Below are 14,614 nucleotides of genomic sequence, written 5' to 3'. Positions count from 1 at the left end.
TCCTACAATTTTAAGTGTCGTTTCTTTTTCTTCCTTTTTCTTTCACCGAGATTGTCGGGCGTATCATCAGCCGGAGAGGACGGGGTAGAGAACAGACCGCCCAAGCCTGCCAGTAACGGACTGTCGGCTTTGCCCGGTGTCTGCGATAGCTCCTGAACAGGTGCGGAAATCGTCTGTCGGTTGCTTTCGGTAGTGTTCAGCCCCACATCCCCAAAACATTTATCCAGCTTGGAGAAACTGAAACTGCGGTCTATCTCCGAACCCTTGAACGTATATTCGCCTTTGGAAAAGGATATACCCTGCACTTCGCCAGTCTGTCCCCTGTACTTGAAATGAATCCCGATACCCTTTTCTGCCAGCCGGGTTTGTAACTGCTGCCAGTTCCTTGATTCCCCAATTTCATTCTTTACTGTGTTGTAAATCTCATATTTGGATTTGTCCGGCTCTCTCAAACGGTGTTGCTTTACATGCTCCTTGCCTTTAGCGAAATAAAGCCCGTGTTTGGCTTTCAGCTTCTTGCATACTTGTTCATTACGGTACATGTCGTTCCTGTCCGAAATGGTCTTGCCGTTGTTGTCTATGCGGTTGAACACGATATGCACGTGCGGATGTTCCCGGTCTTGGTGGCGCACGATGATGTACTGCGTATCGGTGATTTTCATTTCACGCATGTACTCCTGCGCAAGCTGTATCATTTTCCCGTCTGTCAGCTTGGGTGCGTCCACTGGGGAATAGCTTAGCGCAATATGTCCGACAGGCTTTTTCAGGTCGGGGTTCATCCCGGCTTGCAGAATGAAACTGCGTATGATGTCTCGGTTGCTTTCCGCTAACACTCCCTCCGCATGAAGCAAGGCAGCCTGTTCCTTGCCCAGCACGTAATTTACACAGCCCTTAAATCCGCTTCCCTTTTTTATTTTTCCAATCATCCGACAACCGGTTTATGATTTCAACAATCCTGTTTTTGAGTTTCACCAGTTCCACCGCTACCAGTGCGAATCCTCCGGCATTCGCCCGGTGCGCCAGTTGGTTGATGTTGTTGGCTTCGCCCGCCAGCTTGCGGATAGTGTCCGCATCCTGCCTGTTCAGCCGGGGCGTTACCTCTGCCGAAACGACCGCCTGCCGGACGTACTCGCTGACGTGCAGCCCGGCTTCGGTGGCTCGCTTCCTGATTGCATAGAACTGTAACTCGGTCAACTTCGTGCTGACTACCCGGTTCTGCTTGTCTATCCGGCTTTTTGCCGGGCGACCTCCCGGTTTATTCCTTATCCCTGTCATACGTTTTTGCTTTTAGGTGGTATCTTAAAAATTGCGACCAACGGGAGAAATTTTCTTTGCTGTCAAGCAAAGCAAGGTGTTTCGGTCTACCGAAACATAACCTTGCTCTCCCTAATCACACAGCCTGCCGTCGGTTCATGCCGTCAGCCTTGCAGGTCACATCCTTAGCCCTCTCTTTCTTTTTTCACCCGGATTTTGTCTGTTGCCTTGCTCTGGCTGGGATATGTTGCCGGGCTGCTTCATCCTGCTTTCAAAGCCCCGCTTTTCCGGCTGGCTTGCCTTTATCCCACGCAGATAGTCGTTCAGGTCATTGTGACCGCTGTACAGGTGTGATGCGTCACGTACACGCCATTTGTATTCCTGCCTTATGGCTTCAACGGCTTTCCTGCCTGCCTCGTCATTGTCAAGCATACAGGGTATATGCCCGTAACCAGCCAGCGGATATAAGGCTTTATCTACGTTGGCGGTGGAGTTCAGGATAACGTAATCCTGCCAGTCGGTACAGGGCATACCCGGGCTTTCCCGCTGCCGGATAGTGAGGAATGAAAGATAGTCCATAAAGCCCTCGAACACGAAACAGGTATCTCTCGGCTCTCCCTGCTGCCTTATATGGGTGATGTCTTTCGATGTGCTGCCCTTGAAACGGGGATTGCGAAGCTCGTAACCTCCTGAATCATTCCTGAATGCCAGCGCAAAATAAGGCTTCCCACCGATGCGGTAATACATTTCCTGCACGTATGGGGCTGCCGTTCCGGGGGAAATCCCCCTTTCCAGCAAGTAGCGCATGAGTGCCGGATTCTGTAACGGCTGTATTCTGCGTATCTCTATCGGGCTGGCAGCCTGCCTTTTCGTGTCCCTTTCGGGCAGATCTTTCCCGTGAAAGGAAAAAGAGGCGGTGTCGCCCTGTTCCAGCCGACAGATAGCACCGTAGGCGTTGCACCCGTTCTGCTTCATCACAAGGTCGATGAGCGTCCCGCCCTCGCCAGTTCCGTAGTCACACCATAGATTGGCGTTATAATCCACCTTGAAACTCGGTGTGTTGTCCTCCCGTAAGGGGCTACGGTACATCCCGTAACTTCCCTTTTCCGTGACGGGCTGGATTCCCAAAGAGTTCAAGTAATCCTTGATACTGATATTGTTGGCTTCCTTGTAGGTCATAATCTTTATTTTTTTATTTAACGATAGTAATAATGAAGCAAGAAGCGAGTAAGAAGAAGCACGGGACACTACTACATCTATCTTTTTCTTTTTCAACGGATTGTAGTACATGTAGTAACATAGTAATTATTTATCCTTTAAAAAAGGAATAAATATATTCTATATATCATATTGCCGTTTTTTCTTTTTCCCGGATTTTCCAAAAGTTTGGGATTCTATCTTACTTCATACTACATAATTGGTAAACTGTTGTTTATTAGATTGTTATGTATATATAAGACAATATGTAGAAGCTACTACATTCCGGTTCTATCCGTAATCATCCCCTGTACGGGAAGCCGGAACGGGCTTTATCCTGTACCCGTATACCGGATAATGGTTGTTGTTGATGCGCTTCTGTACCCGCTTGAAACCGATTTTCCGCAATGATTCGCCCAGCCGTTTTTCGGATAGCTGGACGGGGGATATATTACGCAGGTATGCGAGTACCTGTGCCGTTGTCATGAAGAACAGGGCTTCTTCCTCCTCTGTCGGCTTCTCAAAGTATTGTGTAAGCATCTCAAACTCGATTGTCTGTACCTCAAATTCCGCATTTGTCAGGTGCAGTTCTTCAATCTCCGCATCATTGAACCAGTAGCGCACGCCTTGACGGTAGAGGTACATGATTTCGGAATAGACGTTATCCATGCGAATATTTTCTGCCGTGGGCTTGTCTATGTGCAGCACCTCGAACGGCAAAAAACGCCTGCTGCCTGTCGGGTCGGTCAGGAACTCGTTGCCGTTCACCGAAGCCATGAAGCTGGCGAGGTGGGGGTATTCCTCGATGTAAATATCATACGGTCTGCGGTATTTCACCGCCGGGGTGGTGATAAGGTTCTTCAATGCGTTCTCGTTCTGCTTGTTGAGTTCCTTTAGCTGGTCGTCAATGTTGATGAACAGGTATTCGGCTATCAGTGTCAGGATGTCTTTGCCCTGCGGGTCTATCTTCCCGGTGAACAGGTAGTTCTTAAGCGGTGTCGGGCAAAGGTTGTCCAGCCACCACGATTTGAACTGCCCCTGCCTGTCCCCGGTCAGTACCAGACAAGTATGGTTCTGACACCCCGTGTCGTTCATCGCGTTGGCTACTACACCGATAAGCCATTTCGTGAAATATTCCTCCCATTTGCCGGGGTTGGCTACCTGTACCGTGTTCAGAAGCCTGCCGATATGCCCGTGTTCGGCTGGATTGAGAAGCGGCAGGGCGTTGAAATACTCCTGTATGGGGTGAGCCTTTCTTGCGAAGTCGCTTTCCAGTATCATGCGTATGTTGTCGGTCGAGGTGGCTATGTCAGCCGTTGCGTCCAGCCTGCGCCTGAAAGTGTTCAGGGCGAATTTTGTAACGGGCTGGTACAAGTCCGAAGAGCCCGCAGCCCGGTATTCCGTCCGGCTCTTTACGGTGTTGAACCGGAAATCGTACAGGACGTTCAACAGGCTTTCGATGCGCTCGTTCTTTGACTGCCAGCCCTCGATATGCCGTGTTTCATCACCTCTTTTCTTTTTCATCGGGAAGTCTGTTAGAAGCCGGGACATACTGCTGCTGCATCCACTTTTTGAGTTCCTCCATGTCGAAACGCAGAGTACGCCCACGCTTGACACACGGTATCATCCCCTTGCCGGCTAAATGATACAGGTAATTGACCGAATACCCGGTTATACCGCTGGCAACGGATATTTTGACTAACACAGGCTCTTTTCCGTCCTGCCGTTCTTCGGGCTGTGCGCCCGTGACCGGGGCAATCATCTTTTCGATGTTCTCCAGCCGTTTGAAAATTTCTTCGAAAGGATTGTTCATAAGTGCTTATTTTTTGAATTAGCACCACAAATAAAATAAGAAAAATCGGTAAAAAACAAAGCGTCAGCCGTTTGGAATCGCTTTGCTTCGCTCTGCACCAAATTAATGTCGGCAAATAGAAAACGGCTTTGTGTTCATTACCTTACTTATGTAAGGAGTGGAGAAAAAACAGTTTTTTTGTTATCGGTTCGTTTCTTTCATGTTGTTTTTGGGTTGGCAGTGGACATTTTCGGACACGCAAGGTCATTTTCGGACAGAGGGGAACAACCTATTATTCAGCCTTATATATTTGCACCAGTGAAGAAAAACGGAGTATTGACAAGAATAAATATATCGGTTATGGAAATAGTGACGATTGAAAAGAAAACGTTTGAACTATGGAAACAGAGGTTTGAAAACTTTGTGGGACGTGTGGATGCGCTCTGCGTGCCTTTACGCAGGAAGCGTGACAAATGGCTGGATAACTGCGAGACCTGCCGCCTGCTGAACGTTTCAGCCCGGACGATGCAGACCTACCGTGACACGGGAAAACTGCCTTACTCGCAGGTTAACGGCAAGATTTACTACAAGGCTTCGGACGTGGAAGCCTTTCTGCTCGACCAAGTAAGGGACAATTCTAAAAAGTAGGCGTATGGATTTGATAACGAAAGACTCCGAAACCACGCTGGTACTGTTTTTCTTCCCTCGACAGGGTATTGGAAAACGTGGAGTACGTGGTAATGAACTATCGCCCGGTATTGAACGGTGAACACTACCTGACGGGCGATGAAGTGTGCAGACGGCTTTGCATCAGCAAACGGACGTTGCAGGATTACAGGGACACGGGGCTGCTGGGTTACGTGCAGCTTCCGGGAAAAATCATCTACCGTGAAAGCGAGATTTTAGACCTGCTGGAAAGGCATTACAGAAAATGAAATCTTGAAAACATGAAATCTTGTTTTATTGATGTCTTGCTTTCTTGAAATATAGCTATCTTGTTTTCTATATTGTTTGATTGATTGAAAGCCAGCAATCATGTTTTCTTGAAAACTGTGTTGCTGGCTTTTCTATTTACTTACTTCTTATTTTCAATCTTTTAAAAATAATAATCAAGGCTCCTATTACCATTAGTAAAACTCCAGGAGAAGCATTTATTAATTTTGATGTAAAATCTGTTCCTTCAATAATCCAATTGATGTTCCCAGTAAACCCTAAAATAGTAAGTATAATACCTCCAATAATGCAGAAGATGCCACTGCATAAACTTAAAATCATTATTATATATTCGTATTTTATAGCTGTAAGCCCAAAGGCTGTATTAGCTATTTTAGGGTCAATATCCACAGTGCAACTGTGTAAACAAAGAAAGGTTAAAATAGAGATTATGAGTATATATATAGCTCTATTCATTTTATTTTGACTGTGGAGCACCATATCCTTTAGAAATATTCAAATCCCTAATTTGAGTATATAAATCAAACATTGTTCCTTTGTTTGAAATCCATTCAGTGATAATGTTAACAAGCTCATTTATATCTGAAATATAGGACATTCTTCCGTCTGCTCCTCTTATACCTTGTGCATCTTTTCTGTGTCCACGAGTTAAAAATGTGTTCTTTTCTTCATAAATCAAATCTCTCGCATCTTTATATGTATCGCCTTTTGGAAGATATTTTCTTAATAAACGATTGACAACATTATAATATAAATTATATTTAGCTTCAGGGTCATCGATTTGTTCTAAAACCATATCTGCCAACTCATTTTTGAGTTCGATTTGACCGTTTACATCAAAATCAAATGTTTCTTCTTTGATTTCATCAGCTTTCATTAAAATTGCTGCACGCTCTAAATCTTGTTCTTGTTTCCTTTGGAGTTCTTCTAATTCCTCCTGAGATTTTTTTTTCTTTTTTTCTTCCATAATTAATTGTATAAAAACTCTTTGATTTGTTGTACTGATTCCATTAACGTTTCTTTTTCAAATGGGTGAGTATTTATAAGCTCTAAGGCTTCATTCATTTTAGGTATATATTTATTATAAAAAGCCCATTCGTTGGTTTTATAACAATACATTGCATATATAATAGAGGTATGTACTCCCCATTCTTTAGCTAGTTTTTCAATATTATAATGTGATGTAATATACCCTGATGCAAATTTTAATCGGGATTCATTTAATAAATATTCACAAGCAAAATTATCTGCTTGTTCTTCATTCATTAAAAATATGTCTCCCTCATTATTGCTAATATGATACGTCTGTTTTTTGATTTCATCAAAATCAAAAAGTACATGATGTAGTTCATGTAAAAGAGTAAACCATAATGTAGGATAATTATTTTGTAAATTAGAAAGTACAATACATGGTTTATCATTTATTATCATGGTAGCTCCTCTAACTTGTATTTTTTCTAAGCTTGGTTGATATATAACTGTGACCCCAATACGAAATAGTGCTTTCAGCACTCTAATTAGACCATTTTTTATATCTCTTGTGTATGGTCTGATTTTGGGTATTAGTTCAACTAGTTCTTTTCTTATGTATGGATTGGGATTTGCAATAGATTTAAATTGGATAAACGCAGATTGTATCCAAAAATTACGCATTAAATCATTCGAGTTTCTTTTAGAGCGACTAAAAACGGGAAGCAAAGAATTTTCCGAGTAACTGTAAATATTATCAATGTCAAAAAAACGTTTGATTTTATCACTCATATCTTTAGATGAAGCATTGGAATTAAAAAACTTCATCTTAACAAGGATAGATACATCAAAATTTTCAACGATATATCCTGCTTCTCTTGCTCGTTGGATTTCTCCTATTTGTTTAGGAGCTAATTCTGGTACGTAAACTTTTATTAGGTCATTAACAGACAGACCTAAAAAATGAGCCAATTTTACTACATTTATGAAATTGATTTGTTTAGCAGTTCCATTTAATATAGGATTTATAGTTTTAGAATCCATTCCTAAAATTTTTTGAATCTGCCTATCTGATAAGTTTAGTGAATTTTTCTTTTCTTTATACAAATCCTTTAAGGATGCAACCTGACCTATATCGATTGAAGATTGAACAGCTGCATCAATTACTTTACTAAGTTCTATGTCTATATTGTCCATATTTGCAGAAAATTTTCTGCAAATATAAAGAAATAGGTCAATACTTCCTAAAATTGTGAGGAAAATTTTCCTCACAATTTTAGGAAGTATTAGTTCTATAAGTATGTATTAAGTAATCTTTTGTTATACAGATAGTTGTTTTTCAACGGCTTGCATATCCCTTAGTATCGTTTGGTCTAATACCTTTGCATAATGCTGTGTCATTCGGGTGGATGAATGTCCCAGCATTTTAGCCACGTTCGGCAGTGACACGTTGTTAGCCAACGCAATAACCGAAGCGAAACTGTGCCGGGCTGTGTGCGTGGTCAGGTTCTTTTTGATACCGCACAGGTCGGCAATCTCTTTCAGGTAGCTGTTCATCTTCTGATTGCAGGGAACGGGCAACAAAGTTCCTTTATCCATGCAGTAGGGGTTATCCTTATACTTTTTAAGTATCTGTTTGGGAATGCTCAAAAGCGGGATGTTACAGAGGTTGTTTGTCTTTTCACGGGGTTTCACTATCCACAGGTTGCCGTTGCTGTCCTCTGAAACGTGTTCGGGGCGCAAGTTATACACGTCTATGAATGCCAGCCCGGTATATACGCAGAAGATAAAAACATCCCGTACCAGTTCCAGCCGTTCAATCCTGAACTCTTTCTGCCATATCCGGTTTATCTCGGCTTGGCTTAGGAACTGTTTGTTCACCTCCACCTCGTGAAACTTGATTCCTGCAAACGGGTTCTTTGTCAGCCACTCGTTGGCAATGGCAAGGTTTATCACTTTCTTGAAACATTTCATGTACCGGATAACGGTATTCTGTGCGCAATGCTTTTCTGTCTTTAGGTATAAATCGAATTTACGCACCAATTCCCCGTTTACCTCACGCAACAGTATATCATCTACCTTGTAATTCCGTTTAACCAGTTCCATGAGGTATTTAAGGCAATTGTCGTAACGTCTTACGGTGATGTCGGCATAGTCCGTCCCGATTAGCTTTCGGCAGTTGTCATTATGTTCCTTGAATACATTATACAATGTCTTGAAAGTTTCGTCCTTTCCCTGATAGCGGTTCACTATGGCACGTGCGGAGATAATCTTTCCCTCCAGTTCCAAGTCTTGGTAAATCTGATAGAATTTCACACGCAGGGCGTCAATGTAATGGTTAAGTTCGACTGAATTTCGGTCTTTGCCTGTCGATTTCTCTTTTTCCTGCGACCAAAGTGAGACTTTGATACTCCGCTTTAGTTGAAGTTCCACGTATAGGCGGTCATAAGTGACACGCACACGCACGGGTGCTTCCCCGTTTTTTAACAGTTTGCTACGCTTGATGAAGAACAACACGCTGAATCTTTTTCTTTCCATACGGCTCAATTTTTAATGATACAAAGTTAGGAAATCGAACCGAGAACCCTGTTATGTAAAATAGTGCAACGTGCTGTAAAAGAATGAAGTAGATGCTTTGTGGTGGAACATTCTGGGCTTTTAAAACCAGTCCCTTGAATAAGGACGTATGGTTTGCTTCAATCCCACTAATTTTGCCTATTCTTGGAAAAAAAAATCCCTGAACTTCTTTGAAATTCAGGGATTTACATCGTTTTGCCTTCTTGAAAAGTGGTGCCACCAGGAATCGAACCGGGGACACAAGGATTTTCAGTCCTTTGCTCTACCAACTGAGCTATGGCACCATTGTTTCTCGTTTGCGGTTGCAAAGGTAGTGAAACTTTTTAAATCTGCAAACTATTTCTAAAGAAAAAACACTGATAAAAACATAATATGCTTATTATCAGTGCTATTCTGCTGAATTTATTTTTCTTTTAGTGGATTCCAGCCTTGCGCTTTCAGTTCAAACTCTTGTCCGTCGCGGGTTATCAAGGCACATCCCAGTTCCGGCTTGGTGATGTGGCCAATCACTTTAATGCCTTCTATGGCCGAAACCTGTTCATGTTTCGTCAAAGGAACAGTAAATAGCAGCTCATAATCCTCACCACCGTTTAGGGCACATGTTGTCACATTCATATTCAGTTCTTCCGCCATCACAGCCGTTTGGTAGTCAATGGGAATTCTTTCCTCGTAAACACGGCAACCGGTATTGCTTTGTGAACATATATGCAGCAGTTCCGAAGAAAGGCCGTCGGAAATATCCATCATGGCGGTAGGTTTGATTCCCGCCTTTGCCAGTTTTTCAATAATATCCTTGCGTGCCTCAGGCTTTAACTGACGTTCCAGAATATATTCTTTTCCCGAAAAATCCGGATTAGCCTCTTTCTCTCCTTGGAAGACGGCCTTTTCACGTTCCAGCAGCTGAAGTCCCATATAGGCTCCTCCCAAGTCGCCGCTGACACAAATCAGGTCCGTGTCCTGTGCGCCGTTGCGATAAACCACTTTGTCCTTGTCCGCCTCGCCTATGCAAGTGATACTGATGGCGAGCCCCGTTACGGAAGAAGTTGTGTCTCCCCCCACAATATCTACATGGTGTAGTTCACAAGCCAGTTTCAGCCCGTCATAGAACTGTTCCAGATCTTCGATACAAAAACGTTTGGACAGTGCGATAGAGACTGTGATTTGTTTCGGAGTGCCATTCATGGCGTAAATGTCCGAGAAGTTTACGATGGCCGATTTATATCCCAAATGCTTCAACGGGGTATAGACCAGGTCAAAGTGCACTCCTTCCATCAGCAAGTCTGTGGTCACCAAAACCTTTTTGTCTTTGAATTCCAGCACGGCTGCGTCATCTCCCACGCCATATTGGGTTTCCGGATTCTTTAACTCGATATCTTTTGTCAGATGTTTGATGAGACCGAACTCGCCCAAGGTGGCTATTTCTGTTCTGTTTGTTTCCTGCATATCTTTTTTTAAACTCTATTAATCATTTCGCGCATAATGGTAGTCATACGCGGCTGCGCTTCATCTGCCGCTTTCTGAACTTCTTCGTGTGAAACTTCCACAATCTTTCCTTCCACACCCAGATCTGTGATGACTGATACTCCGAACACTTTGATGCCACAATGGTTCGCTACAATGACTTCGGGAACGGTGGACATGCCTACGGCGTCAGCTCCAAGAATGTGGAACATCTTGTATTCTGCCGGAGTTTCGAAAGTCGGGCCCTGTGTACCGATATATACTCCCTGTTGCACTTTGATACCCTTTTCTTTGGCGATCTCCAGTGCTTTGGCAATCAGTTCTTTGGAGTAGGCCTCACTCATATCCGGGAAACGGGGGCCGTATTCAATGTTCTTGCCGTGCAACGGATGTTCGGGAAAGAAGTTGATATGGTCTCTGATTATCATCAGATCACCGATTTCAAAGTCTGCGTTCGTACCTCCTGCGGCGTTGGACACGAACAGCGTTTTGATACCTAATTCACGCATTACCCGTACAGGGAAAGTGACTTCTTTCATGGAGTATCCCTCATAAAAGTGGAAACGTCCCTGCATGGCCATGATGTCTTTGTTGCCCAATTTGCCGAAAATCAATTTGCCGCTATGTCCCTCTACGGTTGAAACAGGGAAATTGGGGATATCTTTGTAACTGATTTCGTATTTATCGGTAATTTCGTGTACCAGGCTTCCTAAGCCGGTACCTAGTATGATAGCAGTTTCGGGACTGGTATGCATCTTTTCTCTAAGAAAAGCTGCTGTTTCTTGAATTTTTTCTAACATAGTCGGTTATATTTGAGTTAAACAGTTCTTGTTGGTCTTGTAAAAAGGATACCTCAATGGGTAACACATATATATAAGGTTTCAGTGTCTCGTCCATCAGCGGATGGGCGGCCAGCCGCACTGAATCTTTTTCTGTGGTGATAATCATGCGTTTACCTTCCGGAAGTTTCATGAAACGCTTTTTTATCAGTTCCATGTCTTTGGCTGTAAAGTCATGATGGTCACTGAAAGCCAGCGAGTCAATATGCTCATTGTAGGGTGATAAATCTTGAATGAGTTTTGCCGGTGAGGCTATACCTGTCACCAGTAGGATATGCTGGTCCTTTCCTGTCTCTTTCAATGAAACCGCATGTTCTGCTGTAAACAACGGATACAGCTTGCCGTATGTCAATGTCGTGAAATAGAGTTGTTGATAGGGGTAAAGTTCCATTTGCTTGCTCAGGACTCTCAAATCCATCGGGGTGATGTCCTCTGGGCATTTGGTGACAATGACAATATGCGCCCGGCTTTTTCCGCTTTCGGGTTCGCGCATTCGTCCGGCAGGCAGCAAGGCGTCCTCGCAAATCGGCCGGTGGTAATCCACAAGCAAGATGTTCATGCCGGGTTTCACATACCGGTGCTGGAAGGCATCATCCAGAATAATCACTTCTGTTCCGGGGGCGACGTGACTGTTGCATAGCTGCTCTATGCCGTGGCAACGGTTCCGGTCCACGGCCATATAGATCTCCGGAAACTTCTGTTTCATTTGGAAAGGTTCATCGCCTGTCATCTGTACGGGCGTGTCCGGTCCGGCTAGTACAAAGCCTTTGGATTTGCGTTTGTAGCCACGGCTCAGTACGGCCACTTGGTAATCTTTCTGCAATAATCTTATCAGGTATTCTGTATGGGGGGTCTTTCCGGTTCCGCCCACGGTGATGTTGCCCACCGAGATGACCGGGATATCAAACTTGCGTTCTTTGTATATCCCCCAGTCGAACAATTTATTACGCAGCCATACACCGGTTCCATAAAGCCATGAAACCGGATATAGCCACTTGTTTATTTTGATAAGATTACCTTCCATGCGCAAATTATTGAATATTAGGATCAAACGGCATGCGTGCCTGTATGCAGTCGGCGTCTTTTATGTTCTCCAACGCCTTGAAACTGTTATAGTAGCTTCCCAGATATTCTTTGATTCCGCTGTTTACATAATGTTTTTTCTGGCTGCCTAGCAGACTTGCGAAAATATTTTCTTTTTCGGGATAACTGATAATGCTGTAATTTTCTATACCGGCTTGGGTGGCGGCGGCATTCAAAGCCTTGTCTATACCTCCCAGTTCATCCACCAGCCCGAGGTCTTTTGCCATAGCACCGGTCCATACACGGCCTTCAGCCACTTTTTCGATAGCCTCTGTCGTCATTTTTCGGCCTTCCGCACAACGGCTTACGAACAACTTGTAGCCACGGTTGACATAGTTCTGCATTAACTCTTGTTCTGATGCGTTCAATGGACGGGTAAGGACAGGGCCCAGGCTGGCGCCCAGATCAGCCATCTTGTTGGTTTTCACTACATCGAAATTCAGTCCTAAGGTTTCAGTGAACAGTTTCTCACCCGAGTACATCATGCCGAATATGCCGATAGAGCCGGTCAGCGTGGTGGGGTCGGCGAAGATACGGTCGGCGGCACAGGAAATGTAATAGCCTCCTGATGCGGCATAATCACCCATAGAGACGATAACCGGTTTTTTCTCTTTCAGTCTTACTACTTCACGCCATATTTGGTCTGAACCGTATGCGCTGCCACCCGGTGAGTTGACGCGTAATACGACAGCCTTTACATCTTCATTGTCGCGTAGTTTGCGCAGGTCTTTACACATCTTCTGTACATCAATGCAATCTTCGGTGGAACTGCCGGGGGCGTCCAGAATCTCTCCGTATGCATAATATACGGCAATTACGTTTCCGCTTTTGTCTTTGGGCACATTCTTCTTGACGTTTATCATATCTTCCATGAAGAGACTGTTCAGGTTGTCGTCTTCGTCACGGCCGCTCAGTTGTTTCAGATAGGAAATTACCTCGTCCTTATACATCAGGGTGTCTGCCAGTCCGCATTGAACGTACTCTTCGGCTTGGCAAAAATCCATATACCGGTCAGCATAAGCGTTCAAGGAATCTGTCGGGATGTGGCGTGAGTCGGACACATCTGCCAGGATGCGATGCCATACGGACTCCAGGCATTCGGTCATCTGTTCGCGGTTGGCCGGACTCATTTCTGTAGCGATGAACGGTTCCACGGCCGATTTGTACGTACCCACCCGGAATACCTGCACTTCCAGTCCCAGTTTGGAAACCAGATTTTTGAAGAAGACAGGTTGCATGCCTGCCCCGTGCCATCCGATACTTCCCTGTGGATTGACAATTACTTTATCGGCCACACTGGAGAGATAATACATTCCCTGTGCATATTGGTCTGCATAGGCAACGATGAACTTGCCGCTTTCCTTGAAATCCAGCAGTGCGTTGCGTATCTCCTCTAAGGAAGCGTAGGAAGCTCCCAAATAAGAAGGTTGGAGATAGATTCCTTTGATTTTGTCATTTTCTTTTGCTTTCTTGATGGAAGCCAGAACATCATCCAGCCCGTATGCTTCAAACTCCTGGCCCAACAGCTGCTGGAGTGGGTTTTCCTGTACACGTTCGGACAAACTGCCTTTAAAGTCGAGTACAAAGATAGAGTTGTCCTTTACCACCGTCTCGGTATCCGATGATGCAACTACGCCAACCAGAGTGATAATCCCTAGTATCGTGAACACTACGCCTGCCAGAATGACGCCGATGACGCTGGCGAACGTAAATTTTAAAAAATCTTTCATTGAATGTGTTGTTTTAATGTTAATAATTAGCTAACAAAAATAGGTTATTGCATTGAAAAAAGCAAAAAAAGTGAACTTCTTTTGTCGCCTGTTTGTTCTTCCTCTATAATAACCCATAAATACGTTGTATGATATGACAAAAAGTTTCAAAGAGGCCCTGAAAGCCCGTCGCACATTTTATCAGATCGATAGCAAGTCCACGTTGTCTGATAAAGAAATAAGAGATCTGATCCGCTTTGCTGTAGAACATGTTCCCTCGGCATTCAATTCTCAATCCACACGTGTTGTATTATTAACAGGTAAGGCGCATGAAAGGTTGTGGAATATTGTAAAAGATGCCTTGCGCAAGCGGATTCCGGCAGAGGCGTTCAGTAAGACCGAAGAGAAGATTGACGGCAGTTTCGCTTGCGGATACGGTACTATTCTCTATTTCGAGGATGTGGCTGTTGTCCGTTCTTTGCAGGAACGTTTTCCTGCCTATAAGGAGAATTTCCCTGTTTGGTCGGAACAGACCGACGCCATGCATCAGCTGGCGGTATGGACTATGCTGGAGGAGGCCGGAATGGGGGCGTCTTTGCAACATTATAATCCGTTGATTGATGATGAAGTACGTAAAGCCTGGAATTTGCCCGACGATTGGAAATTGATAGCACAGATGCCGTTCGGTGTGCCTGTTGCGCAACCGGGGCCTAAAGAAGTGATGCCGCTGGACAAGCGCGTTTTTGAGTTCACTGATTAAATTCATGCCTCTTCTTTTG

15 protein-coding genes, 1 tRNA gene and 1 pseudogene are annotated in these 14,614 nt (G+C 44.2%); 3 read left to right on the top strand and 14 right to left on the bottom strand.

What is annotated here, in order from left to right; translation table 11 throughout:
* Positions 1–2: 2 nt before the first annotated feature.
* From ACYQ0C_RS18965 to ACYQ0C_RS18945, 5 genes are all read right to left on the bottom strand, one after another.
* A complete protein-coding gene (locus ACYQ0C_RS18965) occupies positions 3–926 on the bottom strand; it encodes a relaxase/mobilization nuclease domain-containing protein (RefSeq protein WP_016277450.1) in 924 nt (307 codons plus the stop codon).
* Entirely contained in the window at positions 892–1,275 is a 384-nt protein-coding gene (locus ACYQ0C_RS18960) for a MobC family plasmid mobilization relaxosome protein (protein ID WP_007653828.1), read from the bottom strand. Before ACYQ0C_RS18960 ends, ACYQ0C_RS18965 begins: the two co-directional genes overlap by 35 nt.
* A 156-nt stretch (positions 1,276–1,431) precedes the next feature.
* Entirely contained in the window at positions 1,432–2,433 is a 1,002-nt protein-coding gene (locus tag ACYQ0C_RS18955; RefSeq protein WP_172681599.1) for a toprim domain-containing protein, read from the bottom strand.
* A 309-nt stretch (positions 2,434–2,742) separates the two neighbouring features.
* Positions 2,743–3,975 carry a virulence-associated E family protein gene (locus tag ACYQ0C_RS18950; protein WP_016277452.1) on the bottom strand — a complete coding sequence of 411 codons (1,233 nt, stop codon included), beginning with the start codon at positions 3,973–3,975 and terminating at the stop codon, positions 2,743–2,745.
* A complete protein-coding gene (locus tag ACYQ0C_RS18945) occupies positions 3,956–4,264 on the bottom strand; it encodes a helix-turn-helix domain-containing protein (RefSeq protein WP_016277453.1) in 309 nt (102 codons plus the stop codon). Before ACYQ0C_RS18945 ends, ACYQ0C_RS18950 begins: the two co-directional genes overlap by 20 nt.
* 339 nt (positions 4,265–4,603) lie before the next feature.
* Here ACYQ0C_RS18945 and ACYQ0C_RS18940 point away from each other — a divergent pair, with 339 nt between their 5' ends.
* Positions 4,604–4,891 carry a helix-turn-helix domain-containing protein gene (locus ACYQ0C_RS18940; protein ID WP_016277454.1) on the top strand — a complete coding sequence of 96 codons (288 nt, stop codon included), beginning with the start codon at positions 4,604–4,606 and terminating at the stop codon, positions 4,889–4,891.
* A 4-nt stretch (positions 4,892–4,895) separates the two neighbouring features.
* Positions 4,896–5,178: pseudogene (locus tag ACYQ0C_RS18935) on the top strand (helix-turn-helix domain-containing protein).
* Positions 5,179–5,314: 136 nt separating this feature from the next.
* Here the strand turns inward: ACYQ0C_RS18935 and ACYQ0C_RS18930 are convergent.
* The 9 genes from ACYQ0C_RS18930 to sppA form a co-directional block, all read right to left on the bottom strand.
* The gene (locus ACYQ0C_RS18930; protein ID WP_232430221.1) at positions 5,315–5,587 is read right to left on the bottom strand and encodes a hypothetical protein; all 273 of its coding nucleotides are present in this window, start codon (positions 5,585–5,587) and stop codon (positions 5,315–5,317) included.
* 67 nt (positions 5,588–5,654) lie between these two features.
* Positions 5,655–6,164, bottom strand: coding sequence for a hypothetical protein (locus ACYQ0C_RS18925; protein WP_016277457.1), 510 nt, complete (start codon positions 6,162–6,164; stop codon positions 5,655–5,657).
* 2 nt (positions 6,165–6,166) lie between these two features.
* Positions 6,167–7,363: an ImmA/IrrE family metallo-endopeptidase gene (locus ACYQ0C_RS18920; RefSeq protein WP_016277458.1), complete on the bottom strand. Its 1,197-nt coding sequence runs from the start codon at positions 7,361–7,363 to the stop codon at positions 6,167–6,169.
* Between the two features lie 123 nt (positions 7,364–7,486).
* Positions 7,487–8,704 carry a site-specific integrase gene (locus ACYQ0C_RS18915; protein ID WP_016277459.1) on the bottom strand — a complete coding sequence of 406 codons (1,218 nt, stop codon included), beginning with the start codon at positions 8,702–8,704 and terminating at the stop codon, positions 7,487–7,489.
* 250 nt (positions 8,705–8,954) lie between these two features.
* Positions 8,955–9,027, bottom strand: a tRNA-Phe gene (locus tag ACYQ0C_RS18910).
* Between the two features lie 118 nt (positions 9,028–9,145).
* On the bottom strand, positions 9,146–10,186 hold the full coding sequence (gene thiL / locus ACYQ0C_RS18905; RefSeq protein ID WP_016277460.1) for a thiamine-phosphate kinase: 1,041 nt from the start codon (positions 10,184–10,186) through the stop codon (positions 9,146–9,148).
* Positions 10,187–10,194: 8 nt separating this feature from the next.
* Positions 10,195–11,004 (bottom strand): purine-nucleoside phosphorylase, encoded by an 810-nt coding sequence (locus tag ACYQ0C_RS18900; protein WP_016277461.1) that lies wholly within the window; start codon positions 11,002–11,004, stop codon positions 10,195–10,197.
* Positions 10,967–12,067 carry a tetraacyldisaccharide 4'-kinase gene (gene lpxK / locus ACYQ0C_RS18895; RefSeq protein WP_016277462.1) on the bottom strand — a complete coding sequence of 367 codons (1,101 nt, stop codon included), beginning with the start codon at positions 12,065–12,067 and terminating at the stop codon, positions 10,967–10,969. The genes ACYQ0C_RS18900 and lpxK overlap by 38 nt, the downstream gene beginning before the upstream one ends.
* A gap of 7 nt (positions 12,068–12,074) precedes the next feature.
* Positions 12,075–13,856 carry a signal peptide peptidase SppA gene (sppA, locus tag ACYQ0C_RS18890; RefSeq protein WP_016277463.1) on the bottom strand — a complete coding sequence of 594 codons (1,782 nt, stop codon included), beginning with the start codon at positions 13,854–13,856 and terminating at the stop codon, positions 12,075–12,077.
* A 133-nt stretch (positions 13,857–13,989) separates the two neighbouring features.
* Here sppA and ACYQ0C_RS18885 point away from each other — a divergent pair, with 133 nt between their 5' ends.
* On the top strand, positions 13,990–14,595 hold the full coding sequence (locus ACYQ0C_RS18885; RefSeq protein WP_016277464.1) for a nitroreductase family protein: 606 nt from the start codon (positions 13,990–13,992) through the stop codon (positions 14,593–14,595).
* Positions 14,596–14,614 lie beyond the last annotated feature (19 nt).

Source organism: Phocaeicola sartorii JCM 17136 = DSM 21941 (assembly GCF_054653615.1).
The sequence above is the reverse complement of the archived record's forward strand: the minus strand, read 5'-3'. Positions and strand labels throughout refer to the sequence as shown.

Bases quoted from the DNA above. Each gene is read 5' to 3' on its own strand.
- ACYQ0C_RS18965 (WP_016277450.1), bottom strand. From the start codon at position 926: ATGATTGGAAAAATAAAAAAGGGAAGCGGATTTAAGGGCTGTGTAAAT.
- ACYQ0C_RS18960 (WP_007653828.1), bottom strand. From the start codon at position 1,275: ATGACAGGGATAAGGAATAAACCGGGAGGTCGCCCGGCAAAAAGCCGG.
- ACYQ0C_RS18955 (WP_172681599.1), bottom strand. From the start codon at position 2,433: ATGACCTACAAGGAAGCCAACAATATCAGTATCAAGGATTACTTGAAC.
- ACYQ0C_RS18950 (WP_016277452.1), bottom strand. From the start codon at position 3,975: ATGAAAAAGAAAAGAGGTGATGAAACACGGCATATCGAGGGCTGGCAG.
- ACYQ0C_RS18945 (WP_016277453.1), bottom strand. From the start codon at position 4,264: ATGAACAATCCTTTCGAAGAAATTTTCAAACGGCTGGAGAACATCGAA.
- ACYQ0C_RS18940 (WP_016277454.1), top strand. From the start codon at position 4,604: ATGGAAATAGTGACGATTGAAAAGAAAACGTTTGAACTATGGAAACAG.
- ACYQ0C_RS18925 (WP_016277457.1), bottom strand. From the start codon at position 6,164: ATGGAAGAAAAAAAGAAAAAAAAATCTCAGGAGGAATTAGAAGAACTC.
- ACYQ0C_RS18920 (WP_016277458.1), bottom strand. From the start codon at position 7,363: ATGGACAATATAGACATAGAACTTAGTAAAGTAATTGATGCAGCTGTT.
- ACYQ0C_RS18915 (WP_016277459.1), bottom strand. From the start codon at position 8,704: ATGGAAAGAAAAAGATTCAGCGTGTTGTTCTTCATCAAGCGTAGCAAA.
- thiL (WP_016277460.1), bottom strand. From the start codon at position 10,186: ATGCAGGAAACAAACAGAACAGAAATAGCCACCTTGGGCGAGTTCGGT.
- ACYQ0C_RS18900 (WP_016277461.1), bottom strand. From the start codon at position 11,004: ATGTTAGAAAAAATTCAAGAAACAGCAGCTTTTCTTAGAGAAAAGATG.
- lpxK (WP_016277462.1), bottom strand. From the start codon at position 12,067: ATGGAAGGTAATCTTATCAAAATAAACAAGTGGCTATATCCGGTTTCA.
- sppA (WP_016277463.1), bottom strand. From the start codon at position 13,856: ATGAAAGATTTTTTAAAATTTACGTTCGCCAGCGTCATCGGCGTCATT.
- ACYQ0C_RS18885 (WP_016277464.1), top strand. From the start codon at position 13,990: ATGACAAAAAGTTTCAAAGAGGCCCTGAAAGCCCGTCGCACATTTTAT.